The 24,982-nt window shown below is 66.4% G+C and carries 24 protein-coding genes; 8 read left to right on the top strand and 16 right to left on the bottom strand.

The annotated features are described in order from the left end of the window. Position 1: 1 nt before the first annotated feature. Genes NGB94_RS07770 through fepB form a run of 3 tightly spaced genes read right to left on the bottom strand, consistent with a single transcriptional unit; the run spans position 2 to position 3,093 of the window. Positions 2 to 1,045 carry a FecCD family ABC transporter permease gene (locus NGB94_RS07770; protein WP_325790048.1) on the bottom strand — a complete coding sequence of 348 codons (1,044 nt, stop codon included), beginning with the start codon at positions 1,043 to 1,045 and terminating at the stop codon, positions 2 to 4. Continuing rightward, positions 1,042 to 2,061 carry an iron ABC transporter permease gene (locus NGB94_RS07775; RefSeq protein ID WP_325790049.1) on the bottom strand — a complete coding sequence of 340 codons (1,020 nt, stop codon included), beginning with the start codon at positions 2,059 to 2,061 and terminating at the stop codon, positions 1,042 to 1,044. The genes NGB94_RS07770 and NGB94_RS07775 overlap by 4 nt, the downstream gene beginning before the upstream one ends. Positions 2,062 to 2,082: 21 nt before the next feature. Beyond that, a complete protein-coding gene (gene fepB / locus NGB94_RS07780) occupies positions 2,083 to 3,093 on the bottom strand; it encodes a Fe2+-enterobactin ABC transporter substrate-binding protein (RefSeq protein WP_325790050.1) in 1,011 nt (336 codons plus the stop codon). 222 nt (positions 3,094 to 3,315) lie between these two features. On the opposite strand from fepB, the gene NGB94_RS07785 reads away from it, so the two are divergent. After that, on the top strand, positions 3,316 to 4,215 hold the full coding sequence (locus NGB94_RS07785; protein WP_325790051.1) for an alpha/beta fold hydrolase: 900 nt from the start codon (positions 3,316 to 3,318) through the stop codon (positions 4,213 to 4,215). Further along, positions 4,212 to 4,637, top strand: coding sequence for a MarR family winged helix-turn-helix transcriptional regulator (locus NGB94_RS07790; RefSeq protein ID WP_325790052.1), 426 nt, complete (start codon positions 4,212 to 4,214; stop codon positions 4,635 to 4,637). The genes NGB94_RS07785 and NGB94_RS07790 overlap by 4 nt, the downstream gene beginning before the upstream one ends. Here NGB94_RS07790 and NGB94_RS07795 read toward each other — a convergent pair whose 3' ends face one another. Both NGB94_RS07795 and NGB94_RS07800 read right to left on the bottom strand, forming a co-directional pair. Then, the gene (locus tag NGB94_RS07795) at positions 4,638 to 5,345 is read right to left on the bottom strand and encodes an ABC transporter ATP-binding protein (RefSeq protein ID WP_325790053.1); all 708 of its coding nucleotides are present in this window, start codon (positions 5,343 to 5,345) and stop codon (positions 4,638 to 4,640) included. Between the two features lie 40 nt (positions 5,346 to 5,385). Further along, complete coding sequence (locus tag NGB94_RS07800) at positions 5,386 to 6,465, bottom strand: ABC transporter permease (protein WP_325790054.1); 1,080 nt, start codon at positions 6,463 to 6,465, stop codon at positions 5,386 to 5,388. Positions 6,466 to 6,653: 188 nt separating this feature from the next. Here NGB94_RS07800 and NGB94_RS07805 point away from each other — a divergent pair, with 188 nt between their 5' ends. The 3 genes from NGB94_RS07805 to NGB94_RS07815 all read left to right on the top strand — a co-directional run bounded on the left by NGB94_RS07805 (position 6,654) and on the right by NGB94_RS07815 (position 9,691). Next, positions 6,654 to 7,988 carry a sensor histidine kinase gene (locus NGB94_RS07805; RefSeq protein WP_325790055.1) on the top strand — a complete coding sequence of 445 codons (1,335 nt, stop codon included), beginning with the start codon at positions 6,654 to 6,656 and terminating at the stop codon, positions 7,986 to 7,988. Further along, positions 7,981 to 8,625, top strand: coding sequence for a response regulator transcription factor (locus NGB94_RS07810; RefSeq protein ID WP_325790056.1), 645 nt, complete (start codon positions 7,981 to 7,983; stop codon positions 8,623 to 8,625). The genes NGB94_RS07805 and NGB94_RS07810 overlap by 8 nt, the downstream gene beginning before the upstream one ends. Positions 8,626 to 8,695: 70 nt before the next feature. Continuing rightward, the gene (locus tag NGB94_RS07815; protein WP_325790194.1) at positions 8,696 to 9,691 is read left to right on the top strand and encodes a DUF5979 domain-containing protein; all 996 of its coding nucleotides are present in this window, start codon (positions 8,696 to 8,698) and stop codon (positions 9,689 to 9,691) included. 55 nt (positions 9,692 to 9,746) lie between these two features. On the opposite strand, the gene NGB94_RS07820 is transcribed toward NGB94_RS07815, so the two are convergent. From NGB94_RS07820 to NGB94_RS07845, 6 genes are all read right to left on the bottom strand, one after another. After that, on the bottom strand, positions 9,747 to 10,061 hold the full coding sequence (locus tag NGB94_RS07820) for a hypothetical protein (RefSeq protein WP_325790057.1): 315 nt from the start codon (positions 10,059 to 10,061) through the stop codon (positions 9,747 to 9,749). Positions 10,062 to 10,551: 490 nt separating this feature from the next. Then, the gene (locus NGB94_RS07825; RefSeq protein WP_325790058.1) at positions 10,552 to 11,007 is read right to left on the bottom strand and encodes a hypothetical protein; all 456 of its coding nucleotides are present in this window, start codon (positions 11,005 to 11,007) and stop codon (positions 10,552 to 10,554) included. A 56-nt stretch (positions 11,008 to 11,063) separates the two neighbouring features. Further along, positions 11,064 to 11,897 (bottom strand): aldo/keto reductase, encoded by an 834-nt coding sequence (locus NGB94_RS07830; RefSeq protein ID WP_325790059.1) that lies wholly within the window; start codon positions 11,895 to 11,897, stop codon positions 11,064 to 11,066. A 33-nt stretch (positions 11,898 to 11,930) separates the two neighbouring features. Next, a complete protein-coding gene (locus tag NGB94_RS07835; RefSeq protein WP_325790060.1) occupies positions 11,931 to 13,649 on the bottom strand; it encodes an alpha-glucosidase in 1,719 nt (572 codons plus the stop codon). Between the two features lie 70 nt (positions 13,650 to 13,719). Then, positions 13,720 to 14,970: a M20 family metallo-hydrolase gene (locus NGB94_RS07840; protein ID WP_325790061.1), complete on the bottom strand. Its 1,251-nt coding sequence runs from the start codon at positions 14,968 to 14,970 to the stop codon at positions 13,720 to 13,722. Then, a complete protein-coding gene (locus tag NGB94_RS07845; protein WP_325790062.1) occupies positions 14,967 to 16,628 on the bottom strand; it encodes an amidohydrolase in 1,662 nt (553 codons plus the stop codon). Before NGB94_RS07845 ends, NGB94_RS07840 begins: the two co-directional genes overlap by 4 nt. A 153-nt stretch (positions 16,629 to 16,781) precedes the next feature. Here NGB94_RS07845 and NGB94_RS07850 point away from each other — a divergent pair, with 153 nt between their 5' ends. Both NGB94_RS07850 and NGB94_RS07855 read left to right on the top strand, forming a co-directional pair. Beyond that, on the top strand, positions 16,782 to 17,966 hold the full coding sequence (locus NGB94_RS07850; protein ID WP_325790063.1) for a helix-turn-helix domain-containing protein: 1,185 nt from the start codon (positions 16,782 to 16,784) through the stop codon (positions 17,964 to 17,966). Between the two features lie 143 nt (positions 17,967 to 18,109). Continuing rightward, positions 18,110 to 19,441, top strand: coding sequence for an MFS transporter (locus tag NGB94_RS07855; RefSeq protein WP_325790064.1), 1,332 nt, complete (start codon positions 18,110 to 18,112; stop codon positions 19,439 to 19,441). A 149-nt stretch (positions 19,442 to 19,590) separates the two neighbouring features. On the opposite strand, the gene NGB94_RS07860 is transcribed toward NGB94_RS07855, so the two are convergent. Then, positions 19,591 to 20,163, bottom strand: coding sequence for a GNAT family N-acetyltransferase (locus tag NGB94_RS07860; protein WP_325790065.1), 573 nt, complete (start codon positions 20,161 to 20,163; stop codon positions 19,591 to 19,593). A gap of 128 nt (positions 20,164 to 20,291) precedes the next feature. Between NGB94_RS07860 and NGB94_RS07865 the strand changes: the two genes are divergently transcribed. Beyond that, on the top strand, positions 20,292 to 20,753 hold the full coding sequence (locus tag NGB94_RS07865) for a TetR family transcriptional regulator (protein ID WP_325790066.1): 462 nt from the start codon (positions 20,292 to 20,294) through the stop codon (positions 20,751 to 20,753). A 3-nt stretch (positions 20,754 to 20,756) separates the two neighbouring features. On the opposite strand, the gene NGB94_RS07870 is transcribed toward NGB94_RS07865, so the two are convergent. From NGB94_RS07870 to NGB94_RS07885, 4 genes are all read right to left on the bottom strand, one after another. Further along, complete coding sequence (locus NGB94_RS07870) at positions 20,757 to 21,560, bottom strand: ABC transporter permease (protein WP_325790067.1); 804 nt, start codon at positions 21,558 to 21,560, stop codon at positions 20,757 to 20,759. Between the two features lie 9 nt (positions 21,561 to 21,569). Then, a complete protein-coding gene (locus NGB94_RS07875; RefSeq protein ID WP_325790068.1) occupies positions 21,570 to 22,496 on the bottom strand; it encodes an ABC transporter permease in 927 nt (308 codons plus the stop codon). Between the two features lie 143 nt (positions 22,497 to 22,639). Next, the gene (locus NGB94_RS07880; RefSeq protein ID WP_325790069.1) at positions 22,640 to 23,839 is read right to left on the bottom strand and encodes an extracellular solute-binding protein; all 1,200 of its coding nucleotides are present in this window, start codon (positions 23,837 to 23,839) and stop codon (positions 22,640 to 22,642) included. Between the two features lie 74 nt (positions 23,840 to 23,913). Next, positions 23,914 to 24,978, bottom strand: coding sequence for an ABC transporter ATP-binding protein (locus tag NGB94_RS07885; RefSeq protein WP_325790070.1), 1,065 nt, complete (start codon positions 24,976 to 24,978; stop codon positions 23,914 to 23,916). Positions 24,979 to 24,982 lie beyond the last annotated feature (4 nt).

Genomic DNA, 24,982 nt, shown 5'->3' on the forward strand with positions numbered 1-24,982 from the left:
TTCAGACCTGCTTGCTGCGGGTCAGGAGCCAGAGCAGGTAAACGCCGCCCACCAGACCGGTCATCAGTCCGATTGGCACTGCGGCCTGGATGGGCAGGTGCTGCGAGATGAGGTCCGACCCGGCCACCAGCACGGCGCCCATCAAGGCGCCGGTGCCAACATGGACGCCGGGGGACCGGGTCAGCCGGGAGGCGAGCTGTGGCGCGGCAAGGGCCACGAAGACAATCGGGCCCGCCGCGGCCGTCGCCACGGCGGTAAGTCCCACGGCTGCGGCCATGGTCCAGATGCGCGTGCGTTCAGTGTGGATGCCCAGTGCGCGGGCAGCATCGTCGCCCATTTCCATTTGGTTCAGGTTGCGGGACTGAGCCAGCAGCACCGGCAGCAGAAGTACGACGGCGATGAGCACCGGCACCACATGCCCCCAGTTCCGCGCGGACAGCGACCCGGCCAGCCACAGATGCGCCTCGGCGGCGAGGTCGGAATCCCCCTTGGCAAGCAGGATGGTGTTGACGGCGGTGAGCATGGCACCTATGCCGATCCCGATCAGGATCAGCCGGTACCCGCCCGTGACTCCGCCGCTGAGCGAGAGCAGGTAGACAATGCCCGCTGCCAGCAGGCCCCCGGCGACTGCAGCCAGCGCGGTGGCTGCGGGGCCGGCGTCGAACAGGACGATCTGGGCCACGGCTCCGGTGGCCGCTCCGGTGGTGAAACCGATGATGTCCGGTGACCCCAGGGCGTTGCGGGAGATCGACTGGAAGGTGGCACCGGCAGCACCAAGGCAGGCGCCAACCCCCAGGGCCGTTACGGTGCGCGGCAGCCGGATCTTCTGGACTACTTTCACGCTCCGGTTTTCGCCCTGGCCGAAGACCGCTGCCAGCACATCGCCGAACGCCAGGGTAATGGTGCCGGTCTGCATGCCGGCGACGCCAAGAACGACGGCGCCCATTAGCAGGACTGCGCCGGTTGCCAGTGTCCGCCGGCGGTAACGCAGGCGCACCGGGCCAAGCGCCAAGGTGCGGGTGGGATTGGTTCTGGCAACGGTCATAGTTTTGCCAGCTTTCGGTGCCGGACCAGGGCGATAAAGAAGGGTGCGCCAACCAGTGCGCTCATGACCCCCGCACCGATCTCCGCCGGTGCGGCAACCAGGCGGCCGGTCACGTCTGCGAAGAGCAGCAGCAACGCTCCGAAGAGCATGGACAGCGGCAGCAGGCGGCGGTGGTTGGGTCCGGTAATCAGCCGGGCGACGTGCGGGGCGGCCAGGCCGAGAAATGCGATGGGACCGGCGGCTGCCGTGGCGGCTCCGGCCAGCAGGAGGAACGCCGCGGCTCCAAGGATCCAGATTGCGCGGATCCGCACCCCCAGGGTGCGGCCCAGGTCGGCGCCAAGGGATAGGGAATCCAGGCTCTGGGAAAGAGGCAGGGCCGCCAGCACGGCGACGAGACAGGCGCCCAGGACCCAGGGCAGGACGTCATAGCCGCGGCCCTGGAGGGAGCCGGATGCCCAGGCGGCGTAGGCGGTGACGGTCTCGTCCGGGCCGCCAATCAGAATGATCTTGGTGCCTGCACCCAGCATTACTGAAAGTCCCGCCCCGGCGAGGACCAGGCGCACAGGGTTGGTGCCGGCGTCGTGCGCACGGCCCAGCAGGTACACCAGGACCGAGGTGGCTGCCGCCCCGGCGAAGCCCAGCCACATGTACTCGTAGGGACTGCGCATGTTGAAGAAGCCCAGGCCGATGGCCACCGCAAATGCGGCGCCGGCATTGACGCCGAGCAAGCCTGGCTCCGCAAGAGGGTTACGGGTCAGCGCCTGCATCAGCGCACCGGCCAGTCCGAGAGCGGCGCCAACCGTAATGGCCAGGAAGGTGCGGGGCAGGCGGAGTTCGCGGACCAGCAGATGTGCGTCCTGTGAAGGATCGAACGCCGTGAGTGCCGCCCAGGTATCGGTAACCGCGATGGTGCGGGACCCCGAGGCGAAACTGGCAAACGCCAGCAGCACCAGCAGGCCCAGGCCCAGGGCCCAGGTACTTGTCTGCCGGTGCTGCTTGCGCGGTGTCTTGAACACTGAATTCGGTTGGCGGGACGGCTACTTGGCGGCGGGGAAGGAGGTGCTGAACCAGTCCACGATGTCGCCGGCGCTGTAGTAGTCCAGTCGGAAGGACTCCGGACCCATTGAATAGACCTGGGCGGCCTTCACTGAGGGCAGGTTTGCCAGCGTCGGATCCGTGCTGAACTCTTCAACGGTCTTCTCCGTGGAGCTGATCAGGAAGGTGTAGTCGCCGGTCACGGAAGCGGAAAGACCTTCGTAGGACGTGAAGGCAAAGTCTTCGCGCTTCTGTGTGGAAGTGTCGTACTGCTCGTCCGGTTCCGCGACGGTGAATCCAAGGGCGGTCAGCAGCTGGGCGTGCGGACCGGCGCCTTTGCCCACGGGGGAGACATCGCCGGCGTTGTAGCTGACGATCGAAGCCGTGGTGCCTTCTTCGATGGCCAGTGCCTCGGCGGCTTCGGCCAGCGACTTGTCGAACTCCTCAACCACGGAGGCGGCCTCGTCCTCCAGGCCGGTGGCTTCGCCCAGCTCTACGGCCAGGTCCTGCCAGGTCTGGTCGCCGTAGTTGACCACAATCGTCGGCGCGATCTCGCTCAGGGTGTCGTACTGGTCCAGCACGGAATCCGCACCGGAGGTGGAGACGACGATCAGGTCAGGGTCCTCGGCGATGACGGCCTCGAGGTCCAGTTCGCCAATGGTGTAGAGAGGATCGATGCCGCGCTCGATCGCGACGTCCGCCCACTGAGCGAAGAAACCGTTCTCGTCCGCGGTACCGCCGCGGGCCTTGCTCACAGAAGTTGCAGTGACCGGGGCATCGATTGCAAGCAGGGTGCCGGTGACTGAAAGGGACGTGGAGACGATGTTCTCCGGCTTGGCATCGATGACCGTCTCGCCGGCTTCGTGCGTGATGGTGCGTGGCCATTCGGAGGAAGGTGAGCTGCTTGCGGCCGGTTCGGCGTCGGCAGCATCGGTGCTGCAGGCTCCGAGGGTGAGGGCCAGGATGGCCGCGGCCGAGATTGCCAGGGCCTTTTTGGGCAGGGGGTAGCGCAAGGGGTACTCCTAGGATGCTCGCCGCCACGGAGGGTTCGTGCGGCGTTTGAAGGTGACGTGTGCGGACTCAAATCCGCAGCACGGTTAGCCTAACCTAACTTGGCACGAATTACGCAACGTTACTGTGCGCTAATGTGCTGACTTCGATGTTTGCAGCGGTAATTCCAAGGTCACAGCGGGCAGCACTGGTGCGCGCACAGAAGCGGGCTTATGGTATTTCGCATGCGAAATATCGAGGTGCCGGGGGCACCTTCGGAACTGGTCAGCATCAGTGTCCGAACCGCGGACAGCCTGAGCGGAGTTCTGCGGCTGCCGCCGGTCAGTGACCCGCAGGCCGTCGTCGCCATCCATCCGGCCACCGCCGTTCCACAGCGGCTGTACAGCGGTTTTGCGGAGTATCTGGCAACCTGTGGTTTTGCCGTCCTGACCTACGATTACCGCGGTACCGGGGCTTCCGGCACTGCGCGGGAGAACCGGCGGCTGCGGATGCGGGACTGGATGGACATGGACGTTCCGGCGGCCGCGGCCTGGCTGCGTGCGAGGTATCCTGACCTGCCGCAGCTCGCCGTCGGGCACAGCTTGGGCGGGCACGCGCTGGCACTGAACAACGGCGGGCAGGACCTCCGCGGCTTTATGACCGTGGCCTCGCACGCCGGCGTGACTGCGGCCATTCCGGACCGTGCCGAGCGGGCCCGGGTTGAACTGATTCTCCGGGTGGCTGGACCCGGCCTGGCCCGGGTACTGGGCTACGTTCCCGGAAAGCGGCTGGGTCTTGGCGAGGACATGCCCGCCGCGGCCATGCTCGAATGGAGCCGGTGGTCCCGCACCCCAGGCTATTTCTTTGACGACCCGACCATGCATGCAAGGGAGCGGACCGCCCGGGTACGCACGGCCGTGCTCTGCGTGGGGCTGGACGACGATCCGTGGGCAACTCCGTCCCAGATCGGCGTGATCGCCCGGCAGCTGGTGAACGCGAAGGTGGAAACCCGCACCTATTCCCCGGCCGGCATCGGCGTGGCGGCGATAGGCCATATGGGTTACTTTCGCCGGGGTCCGGGAGCCGTGCTGTGGCCCGACGCCGCCGCTTGGCTGTCAGCCCGTGCAGGGATCACCGGGTCATGAAGTCCGGCAAGTCACCGCGGCTGGTCTTCCTCACCCTGGAAGCCGAACGCCGGCTGGCACGGTGGATCAGCCGCCGCGGACGCAGCCGCGGTATAAGCGCTCCGGCAGCGGGCGTCCTCTTCCACGTTGCGGCTGCGCCCGGGACCACCACCGGCGAAGTGGCAGCAGCCATTCACGGCTCAGCTGCGGGCACCTCCGGGCTGCTCGCACGGATGGAGCAGGCCGGGCTGGTCCGCCGGGAACCGGATCCGCAGGACCGGCGGACAATCCGGGTGAACCTGGCCGCAGCGGGCGAGGACGCCCTGACGGACGTCCGCGAAGCGATCAGCGACCTCAACAGCCTCATCACCGATGGGTTCACCGAGGAGGAACTCGAGACGGTCGGCCGCTGGCTGCGGCACGTTTCCCGGTCGGTGGGGTAACTAGGGCGTGTCCACCGCCGCCGGCAGGGTCAGCACGCCGTCCCTCATCCGCACCACCACGTCCGCCAGCGGAAGGAATTCGACGTCGTGTGTCACCAGGATGGTGGCTACATTGAATTCCTCCGTGACCTCGCGGAGCAGCTTCATGATCGAGGCGGAGCGCTCATGGTCCAGGGCAGCGGTGGGCTCGTCCACCAGGAGCAGCGACGGGTTCCCCATCAGCGCCCGGGCAATGTTCACGCGCTGCCGCTGGCCGCCGGAGAGCTGATGCGGGCGCTGGTTCGCCTGTCCGCCCAGCCCGACGACGCCAAGCAGCTCCGCCGCGCGCTTCGCAGCAGGGCCGGTGGATTCGCCGCGCAGGTGCGCCACGGCCACGAGCTGTTCCACGGCAGAGAGGGAGGGCAGCAGGTTCGGCTGCTGGAAAACGATCCCGATTTCCTCCCGCCGCAGCCGGGCCCGGCCGGTGTCATCCAGCCCGCCGACGTCGGACCCGTTGACCTCCACCGTTCCGGAGGTTGGCGGGATCAGGGTTGCCGCGACCGCCAGCAGGCTGGACTTGCCGGAACCGGAGGGTCCCGCCAGTCCGGTGACGGTGCCGCGGACGGCGGACAGGCTGACGTTGTCCAGCGCCCGGATGGTGTTGTTCTGCCCGTCCGGGTATTCGAGGGTGACGTTCTTGAGGATCAGGGCTGTGCTGGTGTTGTTCATGGGGTGTTCCTGTCTGTAGCTGGTGGCAGTTCCGGCGGGATCAGTTCCCGCCCAGGGCCAGAAGGGGATCAACCTTGGTGACGCGGCGGACGGCGAGCGCTGCCCCGGCGAGGCCAAGGACGAAGACGCCGGCAACCGGCAGCACGGTGGTGGCAGCGGTGGCGGCGAAGGGTGCGGCCGTGGCGGCCACGGTGCCTGCGGCGATCCCGAGCAGGCCTCCGGCTGCGGCACCGGCGGCGAGGATGACGGCGGCCTGGACCAGCGCGTCGCGCAGCACATAGGAACGTGTTGCGCCCAGTGCCCGCAGTACGGCGATGTCCCGGGTGCGCTGCAGCGTCCAGACCGTTAGGAATGCCACGATCACCAGGGCAGAAATTCCGTACAGGAAGGCCTGCATCATGAGCAGGGAGCCGTTCTCGGAGGAATAGGCGGGCAGGGCCGTCAGGCTGTCGGAGCGCTCGAGGCTGGTGGTTCCGGCGGCGCTGTTCGCCGCGTCCATCGCGGCACCGTCCCGCGTGCCGCCGTCGTAATCAACGGCCAGGACCGTACCGGCAACGTCCGGTTCGGTGTGGGCAGCGTCCTTCCAGTCAGACAGCGAGATCCAGGCAACCGGGGTATGGCTGTACCACTGATCGTCCACCACGGACGCAACGGTGAACGGCTGGCCGTTGACGGACGCGTCCGAGCCGGGCTTCAGCCCCAGGTCATCGGCAAACTGCCGGCTGACCACCGCTTTCCCCGGCGAAACGCCCTCCGGGGCGAGGCTGCTGCCGGGGTTCACGCCGAAGATCGCCGCAGAAGCCGTGCCGCCGGCCTGGATGCGTCCCTGGGTGATGCCCAGCGGCTCGGCGCTGCTGACACCGGGTGCATCCTGCCACGCCTGCTGCTGTTCGGGAGTGACCGAGGACTCGGTGAAGGACGTCTTGGGCTCGGTGCCCGCAGGCGCGCCGAAGACCACCTCGTCGGCGGGAAGGGACTTGATGCTGGAGGTGGACTGGTCGGACAGGCCGGCCGTGAGGCCGGAGAGCATCACGAGCAGGAAGCTGATGAGCGCAACGACCGTTCCCATCAGGGCGAAACGGCCTTTCGCGAAGCGCATTTCTCGCAGGGCCAGGTACATATGGATTTTCCTTTGATCGTGTAGTCGTCTGTAGACCGGTTTTCAGGGATTTCCCCTGCTTCAACTCTTCCGCTGGGAGGGCTGTCCGGCATCGGTGGACCGTACGGTCCGCGCGCATCAAACGGTGCAGCGGGCGGTCAACCATTCGGTTGATGCGCCGGCCGCGGCCCGGTGGCTAGGCTGGCGTTATGTCCGCTGAGTTGGGCCGGCCGCGGGCCGGCGAGCGGGTCCTGCGTGTGCTGCGCCTGGCCCTGCACGTCGGGTTTGCCCTCCTGCTGGCCGTCGCGGTGGGACGGATGCTGCTCATGGCTCCGCTGTCCTGGAAATCCGCCGCAGCCCTGCTGCTTTCCGCTGTGCTGGCTGCGGTCTATGTGATCGGTACGGTCGCCGAAAAACGGGCCTCCGACGGCGCGCAGCGGCGCCGGGGACTGCGCTTTGATCCGGACCGGCACGGATTGGCCTGGCTGGCGGTGGTTACCGGGCTGTGGGCGGTGCTCCTGCTGCTCAGTCCCGACTTTTCCTGGCTGGCTTTTCCGCTGTTCTTCCTGCAGCTTCATTTGCTGCCCCTTCGCCCGGCCCTCCTGACCGTTGCGGTGACCACTGCAGCCGTCGTTGCGGCGCAGTGGGCGCACGCCGGCGAGTTCCATGCCGCGATGCTGCTGGGGCCCCTGATCGGTGCGGCATTCGCCGTCATCATGGCGCTTGCCTACCAGGCGCTGTACGCCGAGGTGACCAGTCAGGGACAAGCCCTCGACGAGCTGCGCCGCACCCGTGCAGAACTGGCGCGCAGCCAGCGCGAACAGGGAGTGCTGGAAGAACGTGAGCGGCTGGCCCGCGAAATCCACGACACCCTGGCCCAGGGACTGGCGAGCATCGTGCTGATGAGCCGCTCTGCCCGCGAAGCCCTGAACGGCGGACACCTCGAAACCGTGCGCAGCAGGCTGGACACGGTTGAGGACACCGCGGCGGAGAACCTGGCCGAGGCCCGGCGTTTCGTCCGGGACCTGCGCGAACCGGAGGACGCCCGTGGATCCCTGGCGGAGCGTCTGGCCCGGGCCTGCCATTCGGTGCAGGAACGTGCCGCTGCACAGGGCCGGGAGCTTGTCTGCAGTTTCCGGCTGGAGGGTGATCCCGTACCGCTTCCGGCGCCCTACGAAGTTGCCGTGCTGCGGGCGGTCCAGGCCACCCTGGCCAACGTCCTCCAGCATGCGGACGCCGGCCGGGCAGTGGTCACGCTGGCCTTCCTCGGCGGGGACATCACGCTGGACATTTTCGACGACGGCCGGGGATTCGATGCGGCCGCCGAACGTGCCCGCTCGGGCCCGCGCCGGGACGGTACCGGCTACGGGCTGATCTCCATTGCGAACCGGGTCGAAGCGCTGGGAGGCAGCCTGGACATTGAATCAGCTTCGGGCGAGGGCACGGCAGTGGGAATCCGGCTTCCGCTTCCCGAACCGCTGGCAGCGGCGGCGCCCGATCCACAGGAACCCGTTTCAGAAGCAGGGAAGGAAAACCGTGGCTGAACTGCGGGTACTCCTGGTGGATGACCACCCCGTAGTGCGGGCCGGGCTGCGCGCCATGTTTTCCGGGTTTGAGGACGTGTCCGTCGCCGACGAAGCCGCGAACGGGGATGAAGCTCTGCGGATCCTTGAACGTGAGTCCGCGGTAGGCGGGAAAATCGACCTGGTGCTCATGGACCTCCAGATGGCGCCGGGCATGGACGGAGTCACGGCGACCCGGCGGATCAAGGAGCAGTTTCCGAACCTGCCGGTGCTGGTCCTGACTACCTACGACACCGACGCAGATATCCTCGCCGCGGTGGAAGCAGGTGCCAGCGGCTACATGCTCAAGGACGCCCCGCCGAACAGCATTCGGGATGCGGCCCGATCGGCTGCGGCCGGGCAGACCGCTCTGGCCCCGGAAGTCGCCGCCAGGCTGATGGGGCGGATGCGCAATCCCGCTCCTTCCCTCAGCGCACGCGAGATTGAGCTGGTTGAGCTCCTCGCCACCGGCATGTCCAACCGTGCCATTTCCCGCCGCCTGTTCATCAGCGAGGCCACCGTCAAGACCCATCTGGTCCACATTTACGAGAAACTCGGGGTGGACAACCGTACCGCTGCCATCGCGGTGGCGCGGGAGCGGAGGATTATCCGGTCCTAACGGCCGGGGATTTGGCCGCCCCTCTGGTGGCGGACCGGGCGCAGGATTGTGTCCGGGATGGTGAACGGTCCTGGACGAAACGTTCACCATCCCGGCAAATTCGACCGGCACTGAATCGACCCAGTATAAGGACCTGGCAGTAGGCACCGAATGCACGGTCACGGAGACGCAGGACGGCGCAACGGAAACAGTTGGCGTCAGCACCGTGCTGCCGGAACCGGTAACCATCGCGGCCGGTGCCGGTGTTGAAGCCGCAGTCACCAACACGTACACCTTCAATCCCGGTTCGCTCTCTGTGGCAAAGGTGATCGACGGCGAAGCCGCCGGCGCACAGGACGACATTGTCCTGGGCATCACCTGTTCACTGAACGGCGAGACCGTGCTGGATGAGACGGTGACGATCCCCGCCGGAACCACCGGCACGGAAACCCAGGAGTTCGAGGACCTGCCCGTGGGTACCGAGTGTGCGGTCACTGAACCCGGCAGCGGTGCGACCGACGCCGTCGCCGTCACCACGGTCCTGCCGGAACCGGTGACCATAGCCGCAGCCACCGCCAGCGAGGCAACGGTGACTAACACCTACACCTTCAATCCCGGAACCCTGGTCGTCACCAAGCAGATCGCGGGTGCAGCGGCCGGACATCAGGGTGAAGTAGTGCTGAACGTGGTGTGCACCCTGGCGGAGGAGACGGTGCTGGATGAAACAGTGCCTGTTGCGGCCGGAGCCACGGGCGAGGTGATGTCCACCTTCGGGGGACTGGCCCAGGGCACTGAGTGCGCGGTGACGGAAACGGCCACCGGCGTGACCAGCGGGCTGGACGTCAGCACGGACCTCCCCGAACCCGTTGGCATCACCGCCGCCGGGGCAGCTGAGCTGCGCGTGGTCAACACCTACACCTCCACACAGCCGGCACCGCGCCCAGTTCCGGACCGGCCGGGCAAGAAGCGCCTTCCGTCCACCGGCGCTGAGTTTGCCGGGGGCTTCCTGGCACTTGGGGCCGGCCTGATCGCTGCGGGCGGAGCAGCTGTAGCTGCCAGGAAACGGCGCCGCGGCAGCCGGAGCTAACTACCAGTAAGCGGGAAGGAACAGGTTTGGGCGGCCGGAAACCGGCCGCCCAAACCTATGAGCCTTTTCCGGGATCCTCGGGGTCTTTGTCCTCGGAGCCCGGAACCGCGCCGAACCGGCGGTTAACGCCGGAACCGTGTCCCATCGAATCGGGATTGGGCTTGCCCGCAATGATCATCAGCAGGAAGGTCAGCAGGCACACGATGAACGTGATGCACCCGGCCGCAAGCCCCAGCTGCCAGCGCAGTTCGTTCTCGGCACCGCCCGTGGAAACCACCGCCGTCGTAATGGCCACGAACCCGGCGATGATGCCGGAAGCAATCACCGGCACATTGCCGTAGTCGGGTCCGGCGCTTTTCGAATCAGCCATGCGATCAGCTCCTGGGGATGGTGCTTGGATGCTGCCGTTCTGCGGGACATTCTGCCACTGCACCGGCGCAGCAAAAAGGGCCGCAGGCAATTGCCTGCGGCCCTTTTCCGGGTTATTCGGAATGGCTCTAAACCTGCGCCTCAACGGCAGCGGAAGCTGCGGTGCTGGAGAGCGCGGGAGCGGTATCAAAGCCCATTTCTACGGCGGATACTCCTCCGGCCACGAGGGCTGAAGCGACCGCAATCCCTGCGAGGAGCGCGGTTGTCCGGTTTGAAGTCCGTTGGCTTGTCCGGGTCTGGAACATAGGTATGTCCTCCTTTCCAGAACGGGGATGGGACCAGCACGCAGGCCGGAATGCCCGCGCCGCTGTGCCTTCATTAAGGCTAGGCTCCCCGGCACACCTGATTGCATAACATGGCTCACAATGCGGGGATTTATTGCCGTGGTGTTGGCCACGCCGTGCTGTGGCGCGGATTACGCGCAGCCGGGTTCAGCGGCGGCGGAGGTTCCGCAGCGCCTGCCAGGCACCGGTGGACCACAGCGCCCAAATGACCAGCAGCGGCTGGAAAAACAGGCGGATGAACCGTTTCTGGTCGGTATCCAGGCCAAAGCCGTCCGTCTGGGTGACGTACTGGGAAATGTTGCCCGGGAAGATCGCGATGAAGAACGCGGCTGCGGCCAGTCCCACCGGAACCCTTCGGCTGGGCAGCAGGGCCAGGGCGGAGCCCAGCCCAATCTCCGCGATGCCGGACAGCAGCACCACCATGTCCTTGTCCATTGGAACCCACTCAGGCACCTGGGCCTGGAACTCGTCGCGGGCAAAGGTGAGGTGGCTGGTTCCGGCGAAGGCCAGGAACAGACCCAGCACGACGGCGGCGGCCCGGCGCGGGCGGCTAATCCGGGGGGAGCGGGCGGTCAGGGTGCGGATCAGGGGGCTGCGGGACATGTCCCGACGCTAACCTATCCGCCCGCCGCCGGAAAGCGCGGCGGCGGGCGGCGGGATCAGTGGCCGAAGCTGTCGGAGTCCAGAATTCCGGCTTCTCCGGTGTCCAGCGCCGAAAGGTCCGCGATTTCCGTTTCTTCCAAAGCGAAATCGAAGACCGCCAGGTTTTCGGCCAGGTGCTTTGCGGAGGACGCCTTTGGGATGGGAACCAGGCCCTGCTGGACGTGCCAGCGCAGCACGATCTGTCCCGGGGTCTTGCCGTACTTGGCGGCCAGGGCGGTGACCGCAGTGTCCTCCAGCAGCCCGCCGTCCCGTCCGAGCGGGCTCCATGACTCGGTGACGATGCCGAGCCTGTTGTTTGCCTGGCGGGACGCTTCGCGGATGTGCCGGGGATCCACCTGGATCTGGTTCAGGTCCGGAATGACACCGGCTTCGGCCAGGCGCTGCAGGTGGGCGGGCTTGAAGTTGGAGACGCCGATCCCGCGGATCAGGCCTTCCTCGAGCAGGTCCGCCAGACCCAGGACTGCGTCCACGTACCGGTCCTGGTCCGGATTGGGCCAGTGCACCAGGAGCAGGTCGATGTACTCAGTGCCGAGTTTCTGCGCTGACGCGGAGAAGGCGCGGCGGACGCCGTCGCGGCTGTGCCACTGCTTGTTGAACTTGGTGGTGATGACCACCTCGCTGCGGGCGATTCCGCTGCGCCGGATGCCTTCGCCGACGCCCGCTTCGTTGCCGTAGTTCTCTGCCGTGTCGAAGAGCCGGTAACCGGCGTCGACAGCGGCGGCAACGGCGTCGGCTGCCTGCGCATCGTCCATGGGCCACGTGCCCATTCCGATTGCGGGCAGTTCCAGTCCGTTGCGGAGGGTGACGGTGGGGACGGTGGAGTTCGGCATGGAGCCTCCTTTCACTGCGGCTGTTGTTCGAGCCTAGCCAACCCAGCTCTGGGTTGCAGAAACGTCCAGGACCCGCACCTCCCACGGGCGCAGCCGCCCGGTGCTGCCTGCCCCGGCATAGTTGCCCAGAACCAGCGGTCCGTCGACGGCCAGTCCCAGCGGAACCTCCAGGTCCTCCCCGGAAACGTTGGCGAGGACCAGCCATGAAGTCTCTTCGAGCCTGCGCCGGTACGCGAACAGGCGCGGATCTTCCGGGGCCTCCAGATGGAAGTCGCCGAGTGCCACCACCTCGTGGGTGTGCCGCAGCCGGATGAGGTCCTGGTAGTACCGGAAGACGGATTTCTCCGCGGCGCGGTCGGTCTCGGTGTTGATCTGCAGGTGGTTCGGATTAACGTCGATCCACGGCCGGCCGGCGGTGAACCCGGCATTGGGTCCGGAGGTCCACTGCATGGGCGTCCGGGGGTTGTCCCGGCTCATGGCGCGCAGTGCCTCCAGTGCCTCCTCCGGCGGTGTGCCCTGCGCCGTGGATTCGGCGTAGAAGTTCAGCGATTCAACATCCCGGTACTGGTCAATCGAGGTGAACCCGGCGTTGGTCATCCCGATTTCCTCGCCCTGGTACACGTACGGGGTGCCGCGCTGCAGGTGCAGCAGAGTGGCCCAGAGGGTGGCCGATTCGTAGCGGAATGCGCCGTCGTCCCCAAAACGGGACAGGTGCCTGGGCTGGTCATGGTTGCTGAGGTAAAGGCTGTTCCAGCCGCGGTCCGCGAGGCCGCGCTGCCAGCGGTTCCAGGATGTTTTCAGGTCCGGCAGGCTCAGCGGCCGGTAGTCCCATTTCCGTCCGCCGATCTGGTCCAGGCTGACATGCTCGAACTGGAACACCATGTCCAGTTCCGCCCGGTACGGGTCGGTGTAGAGCAGGGCCTGGTCCACCGTGGCTCCGGGCGTCTCGCCCACTGTTATGAACTCGCCGTCGCGCCCTCCGAACACCTCGCGGCGCATCTCCTGCAGGAACTCATGGATCCGCGGGCCGTTGGTGAAGTGCGGGGAACCGTCACCCCAGATACTGCCCGGCCCCACCAGGCCGTCCGGCAGGGCGAGGTCCTTGGAGATGAAGTTGATGACGTCCATCCGGAAGCCGTCCACGCCGCGGTCCAGCCACCAGCGCATCGTCTCGTACACCTCGTGCCGGACCTTGGGGTTCTCCCAGTTCAGGTCCGGCTGGTGCGGCGTGAAGAGGTGCAGGTAGTACTGGCCGGTCTCCGGTTCGAAGGTCCAGGCCGGTCCACCGAAGTGGGAGCCCCAGTTGTTCGGTTCCGCGCCCGGCTCCCCGGGCTCGAAGCCGGGCCGGGCATCCCGCCACCAGAAGTAGTCCCGGTACGGGTTGTCCCGCGATTTCCGGGCTTCCTGGAACACCGGATGTTCACTGGAAGTGTGGTTGACCACCAGGTCCATCACGAGTTTTATGCCCCGGACATGCATCTGCCCCAGCAGTTCGTCGAAGTCCTCTTCGGTGCCGAACAGCCGGTCGATCCGCCGGTAGTTCGAAATGTCATAACCGTTGTCCCGCTGCGGCGACTCGTGGACGGGGGAGAGCCAGACGACGTCCACCCCAAGGTCCTGCAGATAGTCCAGATGGGCGAGGATGCCTTTGAGGTCTCCGATTCCGTCGCCTGATCCGTCCGCGAAACTGCGCGGATAGATCTGATAGACGACGGCGCGGGTCCACCACGCGGGCTGGTGCGGATCGCTCATGGCTGGCTTCCTCTCGCTGGCGGTGCCTGCGAGTCTACGCCGCCGGCAGCGGGCGTTGAATCGGCAGCATCTACTCCTCCACTGAATCCCCGCGCACCAGCCGGCGTGCCACCTCGGTGAGCAGTTCCACGCCGCGGACGGCGTCCTCGTCCCGGGTGAACTCTGCTTCGTTGTGGGAGATCCCCTCCACGCTGGGCACGAAGAGCATCACCGTGGGGACGTGGTCCTTCATGTTGGTGGAGTCGTGCCCGGCTACGGTCATGATGTCCCTGTGGCTGAAGCCCAGTGCCTCGGCCGCCGCCCGGCCAAGCTTTACGCCGGCAGGCTGGTACGGGTTTAGGCCCCACTGGTGTGTCAGGGCCAGGGAGACCTCCGTGCGGGAGCGGGATTCAGCCTCGGCGATGCGCTTGCCCAGCAGTTCCATGGCTTGGGCCAGCACGGCTTCATCCGGTGAACGCAGATCCAGGTTCATGACCACCTGGCGGGCAATGGTCACCGGGGAGTTGGGCAGGACCTGCAGCTGGGACACGGAGCTGTGCAGGGCTCCGGGTTCGAATTCCTCCGTAAGCTCCCGGGCCGCGGCGATGACCAGCGCGGCACCGTAGAGCGCGTCGCGGCGGTCCGGCATGCGGGTGGACCCGGTGTGGGACTGGTCTCCGTCGACCTGCACCTGGTACTTGGCGGCCGCCCAGGTCCGGTCCACGATGCCCACCTGGGTGCCCGTCTCTTCCAGGGTCCTGCCCTGCTCAATGTGGATTTCGGCGTACCGGGCAATGCTGTCCAGCCGCGGGGGAACGCCCGGCGCGGGTTTGCCGTCCTGCAGCGCTGCGGCCACAGTGTTTCCGGCCAGGTCCCGGGTTTCCAAAGCGGTCTCAAGCGGCAGTTTGCCGGTAAAGACGCCGCTGCCCATCATGCTGGGCGTAAAGCGGCTTCCCTCCTCGTTGAACCAGTTGACCACTGCCAGGTTGAAGACCGGCACCAGCTTCCCGGCCGCCGCTTCACCGGCTGCCCGGACCACCGCGTGCGCGGCGGCCAGGACCCCGTACGCGCCGTCGTACCGTCCGGCCAGCGGCTGGGAATCCAGGTGCGACCCGAGCAGAACCCAGGGTGCGCCGGGAACCAGTTCGGCCAGCCCAAACTGGTTTCCTGCCGTATCCACAGCTTCGGTGAGTCCGTGCTCTGCGAGCCATCCGCTAAACCAGGCGCGGGTGGCGTGGTCCTGCGGAGTGCCGGCCTGCCGGTCCACGCCGCCGCCGGGAGTGGCCCCGTGGGTGGACATAACCGCGAAATCGGCCAGGAATCCGGGGTTGGTGGTGCTCATAGGGTTTCCTTTGTGCTGGAGGAGGGATTGAAATCGGGGTGCCGGTAACGCAGGTCCCCGCCCACCATGGTGCCCAGGACCGTGGTGGCACCGATGCGGGAGGCAGCAACGGCAGTGGGGTCCTGGTCCAGGAAGACGAGATCGGCGAGCAGGCCCGGGGACAGGCGTCCCTTCTCCGTTTCCGTTCCGGTGGCTGCGGCCGAGCCGGTGGTGTACGCGGCGAGCGCCTGTTCGGCAGTGATGCGTTCCGCCGGGGAGTACACCGCGCCGGAGGGGGTCAGCCGTTCCACGAAGGACTGCATCACGTCCAGCGGCCGCCCGTTGGACACAGGTCGGTCCGAGCTGCCGGGAAGCACTGCACCGCGGGAAAGGAGGCTGGCCGCGGGGTAGGAGAGTTCCGTCCGCTCCGGACCGAGCAGTTCCGCCATGCCGTCACCGAACTCGGTGATGAAGTGCGGCTGGGGCACCAGGACAATGCCTGCTTCCGCAATACGGTCCAGCTGCTCCGGCTGCACGACGCCGCCGTGCTCGATGCGGTTGGGGAAGCAGTTGGCTCCGTAGATCTGCTGGGCCTCAGTGATGATGCGGATGGCGTGCTCAACCGCTGCATCGCCGATTGCGTGCATGGCGATTGGCCATCCCGCCCGGTAGGCCGCCAGCGCAGAGGACCGCAGCTGCTCCGCGTCCATCTGCAGGTAGCCGTGATTGTGCGTGCAGCCGGCATAGTCCTCCGACATGTACGCGGTGCTGCCCAGGAGTGATCCGTCACTGAAGATCTTCACCGGGCCAAGGCGCAGCCATTCGTTGCCAAGGCCGGAGTGGATTCCGGCGTCGAGGCCCAGGCTCACCGGGTCTTCCGCATGTCCGTCCAGCGGCCGGAGGGCATCCAGTACCAGCATGGGCTGCATCCGGACTTTCAGCAGCCCTTTTCGGTGGGCCGACTGGTACGCGGCGAACTCCTGCGGCGAGTGTCCTATCCAGCCGCCGGCAATCCCGGCGTCCGTGACACTGGTGATCCCCTCGGTCAGGTAGTGCTCGGTGGCCAGGGCCAGGGCCCGCTCGATGGTTGCCAGCGGATAGGGAAGCATGAGGTCCTGGACCAAGCGCATGGCGTTCTCTTCAAGCAGGCCGGTGGGCCGGCCGTCAGCGCTGCGGACTACGACGCCGCCGCTCACCTCCGCGTCCAAATCCGCTGAACGGCCGATGAGTTCAAGGGCCGCCCCGTTGACCGTGCAGGCATGGCCGGAGGAGTGCTTGATCCAGACCGGACGGCCGCCGGCGGCCTCGTCCAGCAGGTCCCGGTCGGGATCGGGACCGGTGAGCAGCAAGGGGCTGAAACCGGAGGCTACGATCCAGTCCTCCGGTCCCTGTCCAGCAGCAGCGGCGGCTATGGCGGTGTAGACGTCCTCGGCGGAACGGGCAGCGCCCAGGGCGGTTTCCATCAGGCCCAGGCCAAACCACACGCTGTGGGCGTGCACGTCATTGAAGCCGGGAACTACCGTGAGCCCGCCGGCGTCGATGACTTCCCGTACCGGGATATCACCTTCCGGATCCACTGCGAGGATCCGTCCGCCATGGACTACCAGGGTGTGCGCGCAGGGGTGGCCGGGATCCTGCGTGAGGATGCGGGCGTTGGTGATCATCAAGTCGGCGAGCATTGGTTCCTAGCAGGTCGGTCCTCCCGCAGCGGACCGGAAGTAAGCAGCCTGCTGGGCGTTTACAGCCATTCAACTATGGCTAAATGTCTCACTCAATGGACATTAGCCGCCATAATTCGCTGCTCAATTATGCAGATCCATAAAGTGGCGGATATGACCGAAATACCCGGACCAGGATTCAGCTCTTCAACGCGTGCCTTTCCCGTGGCACGGACGGACGGGCAGCAGTGGGAGGACCTGATCCAGCGGCTGTGGACCCAGCGGGACACCCTGGTGACCGACTTCCTGTCCCGCTTCGAGGGGATTTCCTACGACGACGCCCAGGTTCCGCCCGCGGACGTCTACCAGACCGCCGTGGACACGATGGACATGTTCCTCTACCAGATGGCCGGACTGGACCTCCCGGAGGACCTCCGGAACCTGCCGCGGGCTGTTGCCATCCGGCGGGCGTCCCAGGGTGTGCCGCTGCACTCGTTCCTGGAAGCTGTGCGCAACGACTTCCGGGTTCTGTGGAAGGGACTGGAGCGGGTGGCGCACGGTGACGGAGTGAACGTCCTGGTCGCCAACATGGATCGGGTGATGGACGTGGTGGAGGGATACGTTTCCAGCATCCAGCAGTCCTTTGTGGAAGCGGAGGCTTTGCTGGCCCGGGACAAGCAGCTGTACCGGCAGAGACTGATCACCCGGCTGTTCTCGGGCGAACCCAAGTCGGCTGGAGATGTTGAGGACATTGCCGCCGGACTTGGTGTGAAGGGCTCGGATACTTTCGAGCTGCTTGCTGTGACAGGAGATGCCGTTGCGGAGGCGCAGCGGGCCTTCCTGAACGAGCGGAGGGTGCATTCGTATGAGCGTGCCGGGGTGCTCTATGTCTTCCGGCTTCAGCGCCGCGGCGCTACCTGGCAGGAGGAAGCTCCCTCCTTTTCGGCGGGCTACGTCCCGGATATCGGCGGGCTTGCCGCCGTGCCCGGTGCCGCTTCGCCGGCCCTGGTGCTCGCGCGCAGCGGCGCATCCGGCCTGCAGACCGTGGACGAGGCCTGGATGCGGATTTCAGCGGAACTCATGGAGCAGACCCTGCCGGGATTCTGCACCACTGTCCGGGATTCGCTGGGCAGCTGCACGGACCATGAACGCCAGCGCCTCCTCCAGGTTGCGGAAAGCTACGCCCGGACGGGGTCCATCAAGGAAACGGCTGAGGAGCTGTACTGCCACCGCAACACCGTTGTGAACCGGCTGCACTCCCTGCAGCAGGTCATAGGGCTGGATCTGGCTGTTCCGGCCCAGGCCGCGCGGGCCCTCATCGCCCTGAGTTCAATCCCTGGATTCAGCCAGCCTGTCTAAACGCCCAATTTTTGGGTGAAAGGTGGGTGAAATTTGTCATTGTTTGGTCAATTGCCGCCTGACTACGCTTCAGAAGATACCTCCCACACCGGCCAGCGATGCCAGTCCACTGCGGCATCGGCCACCCTGAAAGGGCACCACTCGTGACACAAACAAGCAGCAAGGCGGGGGAGCGCGGCGCACCCGCGACCATCTCCGGGAAGGATGCCGGGACGATCGCCCGCGCTTCGTTCGTAGGCACCGCCCTGGAATGGTACGACTACTACCTCTTCGGCACAGCAGCAGCGCTGGTGTTCAACCGCCTGTACTTCACCACCATGGACCCCACGGCGGCGCTGCTGGCCTCCTTCGCCACCTTCGGCGTTGGCTTCGCTGCCCGCCCCATTGGTGCCATCCTCTTCGGCTACATCGGTGACAAGTTCGGCCGCCGCCCGGCGCTGCTGGCAACCATCGTCATGATCGGCATCGCCACCGGGCTGATTGGCCTGCTGCCGGACTTCGGTTCCATTGGACTCGCCGCGCCGATCCTCCTGGCTGTCCTGCGCCTGGTCCAGGGCCTCGCCGTCGGCGGCGAATGGGGCGGCGCCGTCACCATGGCCATCGAGCACGCGCCGGTGGAGAAGCGCGGCCGGTTCGCGGCCCTGGTGCAGGTCGGTTCGCCGGTAGGTACCCTGCTCTCCTCCGCAGCCTTCTCCCTGGTGCTGCTCTTCCCGTCGGAGACCTTTGACGCGTGGGGCTGGCGAATCCCGTTCCTGATGGCCTTCCCGCTGCTGCTCATCGCGCTGTGGATCCGCATCAAGGTTGAAGAATCCCCCATCTTCAAGGACCTCCTGGCACAGGAGGAAACCTCCAAGGTTCCGGCCCTGGATGTCTTCCGCAACGCCGGCGGACGCCTGGCCGTTGCCGTGATGGCCGCACTGCTGGGCGTGGGCGGTTTCTACATGATCACCACCTTCATTGTCAGCTACGGGTCCAACACCCTCGGCGTGGACCGGCAGGTCATGGTCAACGCCACGCTGATTGCGGCCGTTGCCCAGATCTTCGTCACCATTGCGATGGGCCGGCTGGCCGAAAAGATCGGCCCGGGCAAGGTCACCATGTGGGGCGGCATCCTCACCGCGGCCGCAGCATTCCCGATCTTCGCCATGGTGGACACCAAGTCCACGCTCATGATCACGCTGGCCATCACCCTCGGCATTGTGCTCATTGCCGTGGCCTACGCCGTCAACGGCGCGCTGCTCACCGAACTGTTCCCGCCGAAGCTGCGCTACTCCGGCGTTGCCCTTGGCTACAACATCGCCGGTGCCACCAGCGGTTTCATGCCGCTGCTGGCCACCGCGATGCTCGCATTCTCCGGCAACCAGTCCTGGGGAGGAGCGCTCATCCTGGTCATCATTGCCCTGGTCACTGCTGTTGGCGGCTTCCTTGGCGAGCGGCTGCGGGTGCAGGACAAGCGGATCGTGTCCGTGGACTAACCCCCCGCCGCCAGGTCAAAGGCGGCGAACCAGAATACGGCCGGCAGGAACCACCCGTTCCCCCACGGACTTCCTGCCGGTCCTCCAGGCAAGGCCCCGCCGGTCCCCGCGGCGGGGCCTTGTGCCGTCAGCGGCCAGTTGCCTGGCCCCTACAGCGCCAGCCGCATCAGGACCCTCGGAAACCCGTTGAGCACAGACCCGGTATCCGCGGCCTTGGTGAAGCCCGCGGCTTCGAAGAGGCTGCGGGTGCCGACGTACGCCATCGTTAGATCCACCTTCGCACCCTGGTTGTCCACCGGATAAGCCTCGACGGCGGGTGCCCCGTGTGTGCGGGCGAAGTCGACGGCGCCGGCCACCAGAGCATGGGAGATTCCCTTCCCGCGGTGGCCGGGACGGACCCGGACACACCACAGGGACCACACCGGCACGTCATCGAGGGTGGGTATCTTCCGGTTCTTCGCAAACGAGGTATCCGCCCGCGGATGGATCGCCGCCCACCCTGCCGGGACGCCGTCGTCGTACGCCAGGACACCGGGAGGCGGCTCTTCGCCCAGCAGCCCCCGCATCTTCTCTCCCCGTGCGGTCCGCTGCAGCGACTGGTTCTCCTTCGAGGACAGCAGCCGGTAGCTCAGGCACCAGCAGGCATTGGATTCCGGGTGCCCGGGACCCAGGACGGCGGCGGTGTCCTCGAACACAGTGGCAGGGCGGACCTCGACTGGCATGCGCACACCCTACCCCCGGAACAGCCGCAAAGCTGAGAAACCCCGGGAAACGGGCTAGACTGGCCGGTTCATCCCGGCGGATTCCCCGCCGGAAGACACGAGCAGCAGGAAAAAGAAAAGAGAGCGCAATGTTCGCCGCTGGAGCGTCCATTACCGAGATTGAGCAGGACGTCGAGGACATGATCGTGCAGCTGGTGCACCGGCTGGGAGACCTGGCCGATGCGGACCCGGATCCGGTGGGAGCCCAGGAGCGGGCTTACATCAAAGCCTTCTCCGACGTCCGGGCCAACAGTTCCATGGACCAGGCCGCCCTCCTGGAAACCGCCATCAGCCGCCCCAACCTTGCCGAGTCGCTGCTGTACCTGAACCGCCGGCTGGACGAGGCGAACCTGAGCCCGCGGGACCCCGCCGGAATCATCGGCGTCGTGATCCGCCTGGCCATGGACGGACTGTGGGTGAGCGACATCCTGGATTCGAGCCGGTTCACCAAGGCGGAGCGGGAGCGGATCACCAGGCTGCTCACTGCCCTGTCGCGGCTGAGCGATGAGCGGATGGCGGAGCTGCTCCCGGAGTGCGCCGCCACCCGCTAGCGCCTATTTCTTGTCGTCGCCGGTGAGCCGCTGGGACAGGTAGACCGGGATCATGGAGGCCACGATCAGGACGGCGGCAATCACGTTGACCACCGGCGCCTGGTTGGGCCGTGCCATGTTGTTGAAGATCCAGATCGGCAGCGTTTCGGTGCCCGGGGGAGCGGTGAAGGTGGTGACCACCACCTCGTCGAAGCTCAGCGCAAAGGCGAGCAGCCCGCCGGCGACGAAGGCCGAGCGGAATCCCGGGAACGTGACGCCGAAGAACGTCTTGACCACGTTCGCGCCCATGTCCATGGCCGCTTCCTCGAGGCCGCGGTTCATGCGGCCCAGGCGGGCCTGGACGTTGTTGAAAACCATGACGATGCAGAACGTCGCGTGGCCGACGATCACGGAGAAAAGCCCCAGACCGATGCCCAGCGGCTCCAGCACGGTCTTGAACGTGTTGTTCAGGGCGACGCCGGTGACGATGCCGGGCAGGGCGATGGGCAGCACCACCAGCAGGTTGATGGTGTTCTTGCCGAAGAAGTCGTAGCGGGACAGGGCGAAGGCCACCATGGAACCCAGCAGCAGGGCGATCACGGTAGCGACGGAAGCCACCTTGAGTGACGTCCAGAGCGCTTCGCGCACGCCCTCGTTGTGCCAGGCTGCCACCCACCAGCGGGTGGTGAACTCCTGAATCGGGAACGCACCGGAGGTGGTGGCGTTGAACGAGTTGGCGATCACCAGCAGCAGCGGCAGGTAGATCGCGGCCATTACCAGGCCGGCGAAGACCCGGAGGGTGATTTTGGCGGAAGCCGATAGCCTCATGGGTCTCTCCTACAGTTGCTTCAGGGCGCCGGACTTGCGGGCCAGGAACAGGTAAAGCACGACGACGATGATCGGCACGGTGCCGAAGGCTGCGGCGAGCGGCGGATTGAGGTTGATGTTCGAGGCGATGACGGTGCCGATCACCTGGGTCTTGCCGCCAACGAACTGGGCTGCGATGTAGTCTCCCAGGCTCAGCGAGAAGGTGAAGATGGATCCGGCCACGAAGGCCGGCTTCAGCAGCGGAACCGCAACCGTCCAGACCGTGGACCAGGCCTTGGCGCCCAGGTCGGAGGAGGCGTCGAAGAGGCTGTCGGGGATCTGCCGGAACGCGTTGTAGACCGGCACTGCCATGTAGGGGAACCACAGGTAGGCCAGCGTAATGATCAGCGCGGCGGTGCCGTAGCCCGGGCCGGTCATGCCCAGCGGTGCCAGCAGCCAGTCCAGCGGCCCGCCGGAAGAGAACGTGATCCGCCAGGAGAAGACCTTCACCAGGTACCCGGCCCAGAGCGGCAGCGTGATGCCGATGGCCAGGGCGGCACGCATCTTCGGGGAGGCGACCTTTGCCATGTAGAGTCCCAGCGGCAGCGCGAGTGCAGCGCACAGCACGGTGACGGCCAGCGCAATTCCGATGGTCCGCAGGGCGGTCTGCTGGTAGGCCGGAACCGTGATGATCTCGATGAAGTTTTCCAGCGTGAACGCCGGAATGACCTTCGAGGTGAAGCTGTCCGTGGTCCAGAACGCCGTGATGAACAACAGGATCAGGGAGCCGATATACAGCACGCCGAGCCAGCCCAGCGGAAGCAGGAGCAGGCCGGTCAGCCGGGCCTTCGGCCGGGCATAGAGCATTCGGGAGAGCCGGTCGCCCAGGCTGTTCCGGGGCTGTTCCGGGGACGCACCGGGGGCGGGCGGGGACGGGGTTTCTTGGATTACTGCCATGGCGCTTTCCGGCGGGTTCCGCCGATTCTCCTCTTGGGCCGGGCCTGTGGGACATGCCGCCGCTCTGTGCAGCGGGGAGGGTCGGTACTGGTGGGCGGAGGCCGTTCAATCCGCCGCCCACCAGCGGTCACTGCAGGGCCTGGCTAGCCCTTGATCTCGGTCCAGGCCTTGGTCCAGTCCTGGTAGTTGGTGCAGGTCACGTCCGTGCGGCCGTCGACGCACTGCTCAACCGGAGTGGTCCACATCCAGACCTGCTTGTAGTAGTCCTCGTCAGTGGCGTGGAAGGTCTCGCAGTGCGCTGCATTGGCTTCGGAGCCTTCGCAGGCCAGGGCGTTGGCCGGGGCCATGCCGAAGTTCTGCGAAATCTGGGCGTTGACCTCGGCGGAGGAGGCGTAGTCCATCCACTTGTAGGCGCAGTTCGGGTTCTTGGCCTCGGCAGCGATCATCCAGGTGTCGGACCAGCCGGTGGCACCTTCCTTGGGCAGCACGGACTCAACCTTGCCGCCGTCGCCCTGAGCCAGGTTCACGATGACCTGCCAGCCGGTGCCCATGTGGGCGGTGCCGGAGGAGATGGAGCTGACGGCCTTCAGGGCATCGTTCCAGTACTCGCCCACCAGGCCGTTCTGGGTCTTGAGCAGCTCAACGGCGGCAGCGAGCTGCTCTTCGTCGAGGGCGTACGGGTTTGTGATGCCCAGGTCCGGCTGCGTGGCCATCAGGTACACGGCGGCGTCGGCGATGTAGATGGGGGAGTCGTAGGCCATGGTCTTGCCGGCGTAGTCGGTGTCCTCTTCCCACAGCGGTGCCCAGGAATCCGGGGCCTCAGCGACGTGGTCCGTGTTGTACATCAGGACGTTGGCGCCGCGGCCGATCGGAACGCCGTAGCTCTTGCCGTTCAGCGTGTCGTATACCTGGCCCTTGAGGCCGTCCACGATGTTGCCGAAGTTGGGAATCAGCTCGGTGTTGATCGGAGCCACGTCGCCGCCGGCGATCAGGCGCAGCGACGCGTCGCCGGAGGCGGATACGAGGTCGTACTCGCCGCTGCGCATCAGCTGGACCATCTCGTCCGAGGTAGCGCCGACCTTGCGGTTCACCTGGCATTTGGTTTCTTCCTCGAACGCGGAGACCCAGTCAGCGTCGGGGTTCGTGGAGCCGTCTTCGACGAAACCTGCCCAGGCAATGATGTTGACCTGGCCTTCGCTTTCGCCAACTTCGGACGCCATGGGCAGGTCGGGGACCTGGATGCCGGTGGAGGATGAATCGGAGGCTGCACCGCCGCCGCAGCCGGCCAGGACCAGCGAGAGCGAGGCGAGGGCTGCCAGCGGCAGCGCCTTGGTGATCTTCATGGGAGAACCTTTCATAGTGGGTGCGGAGCAGGTGGAGCAGGCCGGTAACCGGCCGGTGAGGTGAAGCTGGAGAATTAGGAGACGCGGAAGTTGAAGCGGGAGGGCCACTGGAGTTCGACGGCGTCGCCCCGGGAGGCGGCGGTGGCGCGGGAATCGTTCTGTTCCTGCACAATCAGCCGGTCCCCGGTTGCCGTGGCGGCGACATAGCGGGTGGTGGGGCCGGTGTAGACGATCTCCTCGATGGTGGCCGGCACGGCAGAGAACCCTTCCGGGGCAGGGCTTCCGGGCGCCGCGAGGTGGATGCGTTCCGGGCGGATACTGACCAGCCCGTCGGCGCCGGTGAGCTGGCGGGCGAGTTCGCCCTCAACGAGGTTGGTGCTGCCCAGGAAGGTGGCCACAAAGCGCGTTGCGGGCCGCTCGTAGAGGTCTTCGGGTGTGCCCACCTGTTCAATTCCGCCGTCGTTGAACACGGCGATCCGGTCCGAGAGGGTGAGCGCCTCCTCCTGGTCATGCGTGACAAAGATGAAGGTGATGCCGACTTCGCGCTGGATCTGCTTCAGTTCAATCTGCATCTGTTCGCGCAGCTGCTTGTCCAGGGCGCCGAGCGGTTCGTCCAGCAGCAGCACCTGGGGGCGCAGGATCAGTGCCCGGGCCAGTGCGATGCGCTGGCGCTGCCCGCCGGAGAGCTGTGAAGGCAGCCGGCCGGCGACCTGCGGCAGGCGGACCATTTTCAGGGCTTCGGCAACCCGGCGCTCACGTTCAGCCTTGGGGGTCTTGCGCAGTTTCAGGCCGTAGCCCACGTTCTGCGCCACCGTCAGGTGGGGGAAGAGGGCGTAGTCCTGGAAGACCGTGTTGACGTTGCGTTCAAACGGAGCCTTGCCCGTGACATCGGTGCCGTGCAGGCTGATGGTGCCGCTGGTGACGGGTTCGAAACCGGCAACCATGCGCAGCACCGTGGTCTTGCCGGAACCCGAGGGGCCCAGCAGCGAGAAGAATTCGCCGGAGCGGATGTCCAGGTCCAGGTTCTTCACCGCGGTGAAATCGCCGAAGCTCTTGGTCACGGAGGAGAGGCTGATGGCGTTGCCGGAGGGCGCCTGTTCCTCGGAGGCAGGGGAGAGAGATGCTGTGCTGGCTCGCACGGTG

The sequence above is a fragment of the Arthrobacter koreensis genome (genome assembly GCF_035792275.1).
GTDB classification, from domain to species: Bacteria; Actinomycetota; Actinomycetes; order Actinomycetales; family Micrococcaceae; genus Arthrobacter_B; species Arthrobacter_B koreensis_A.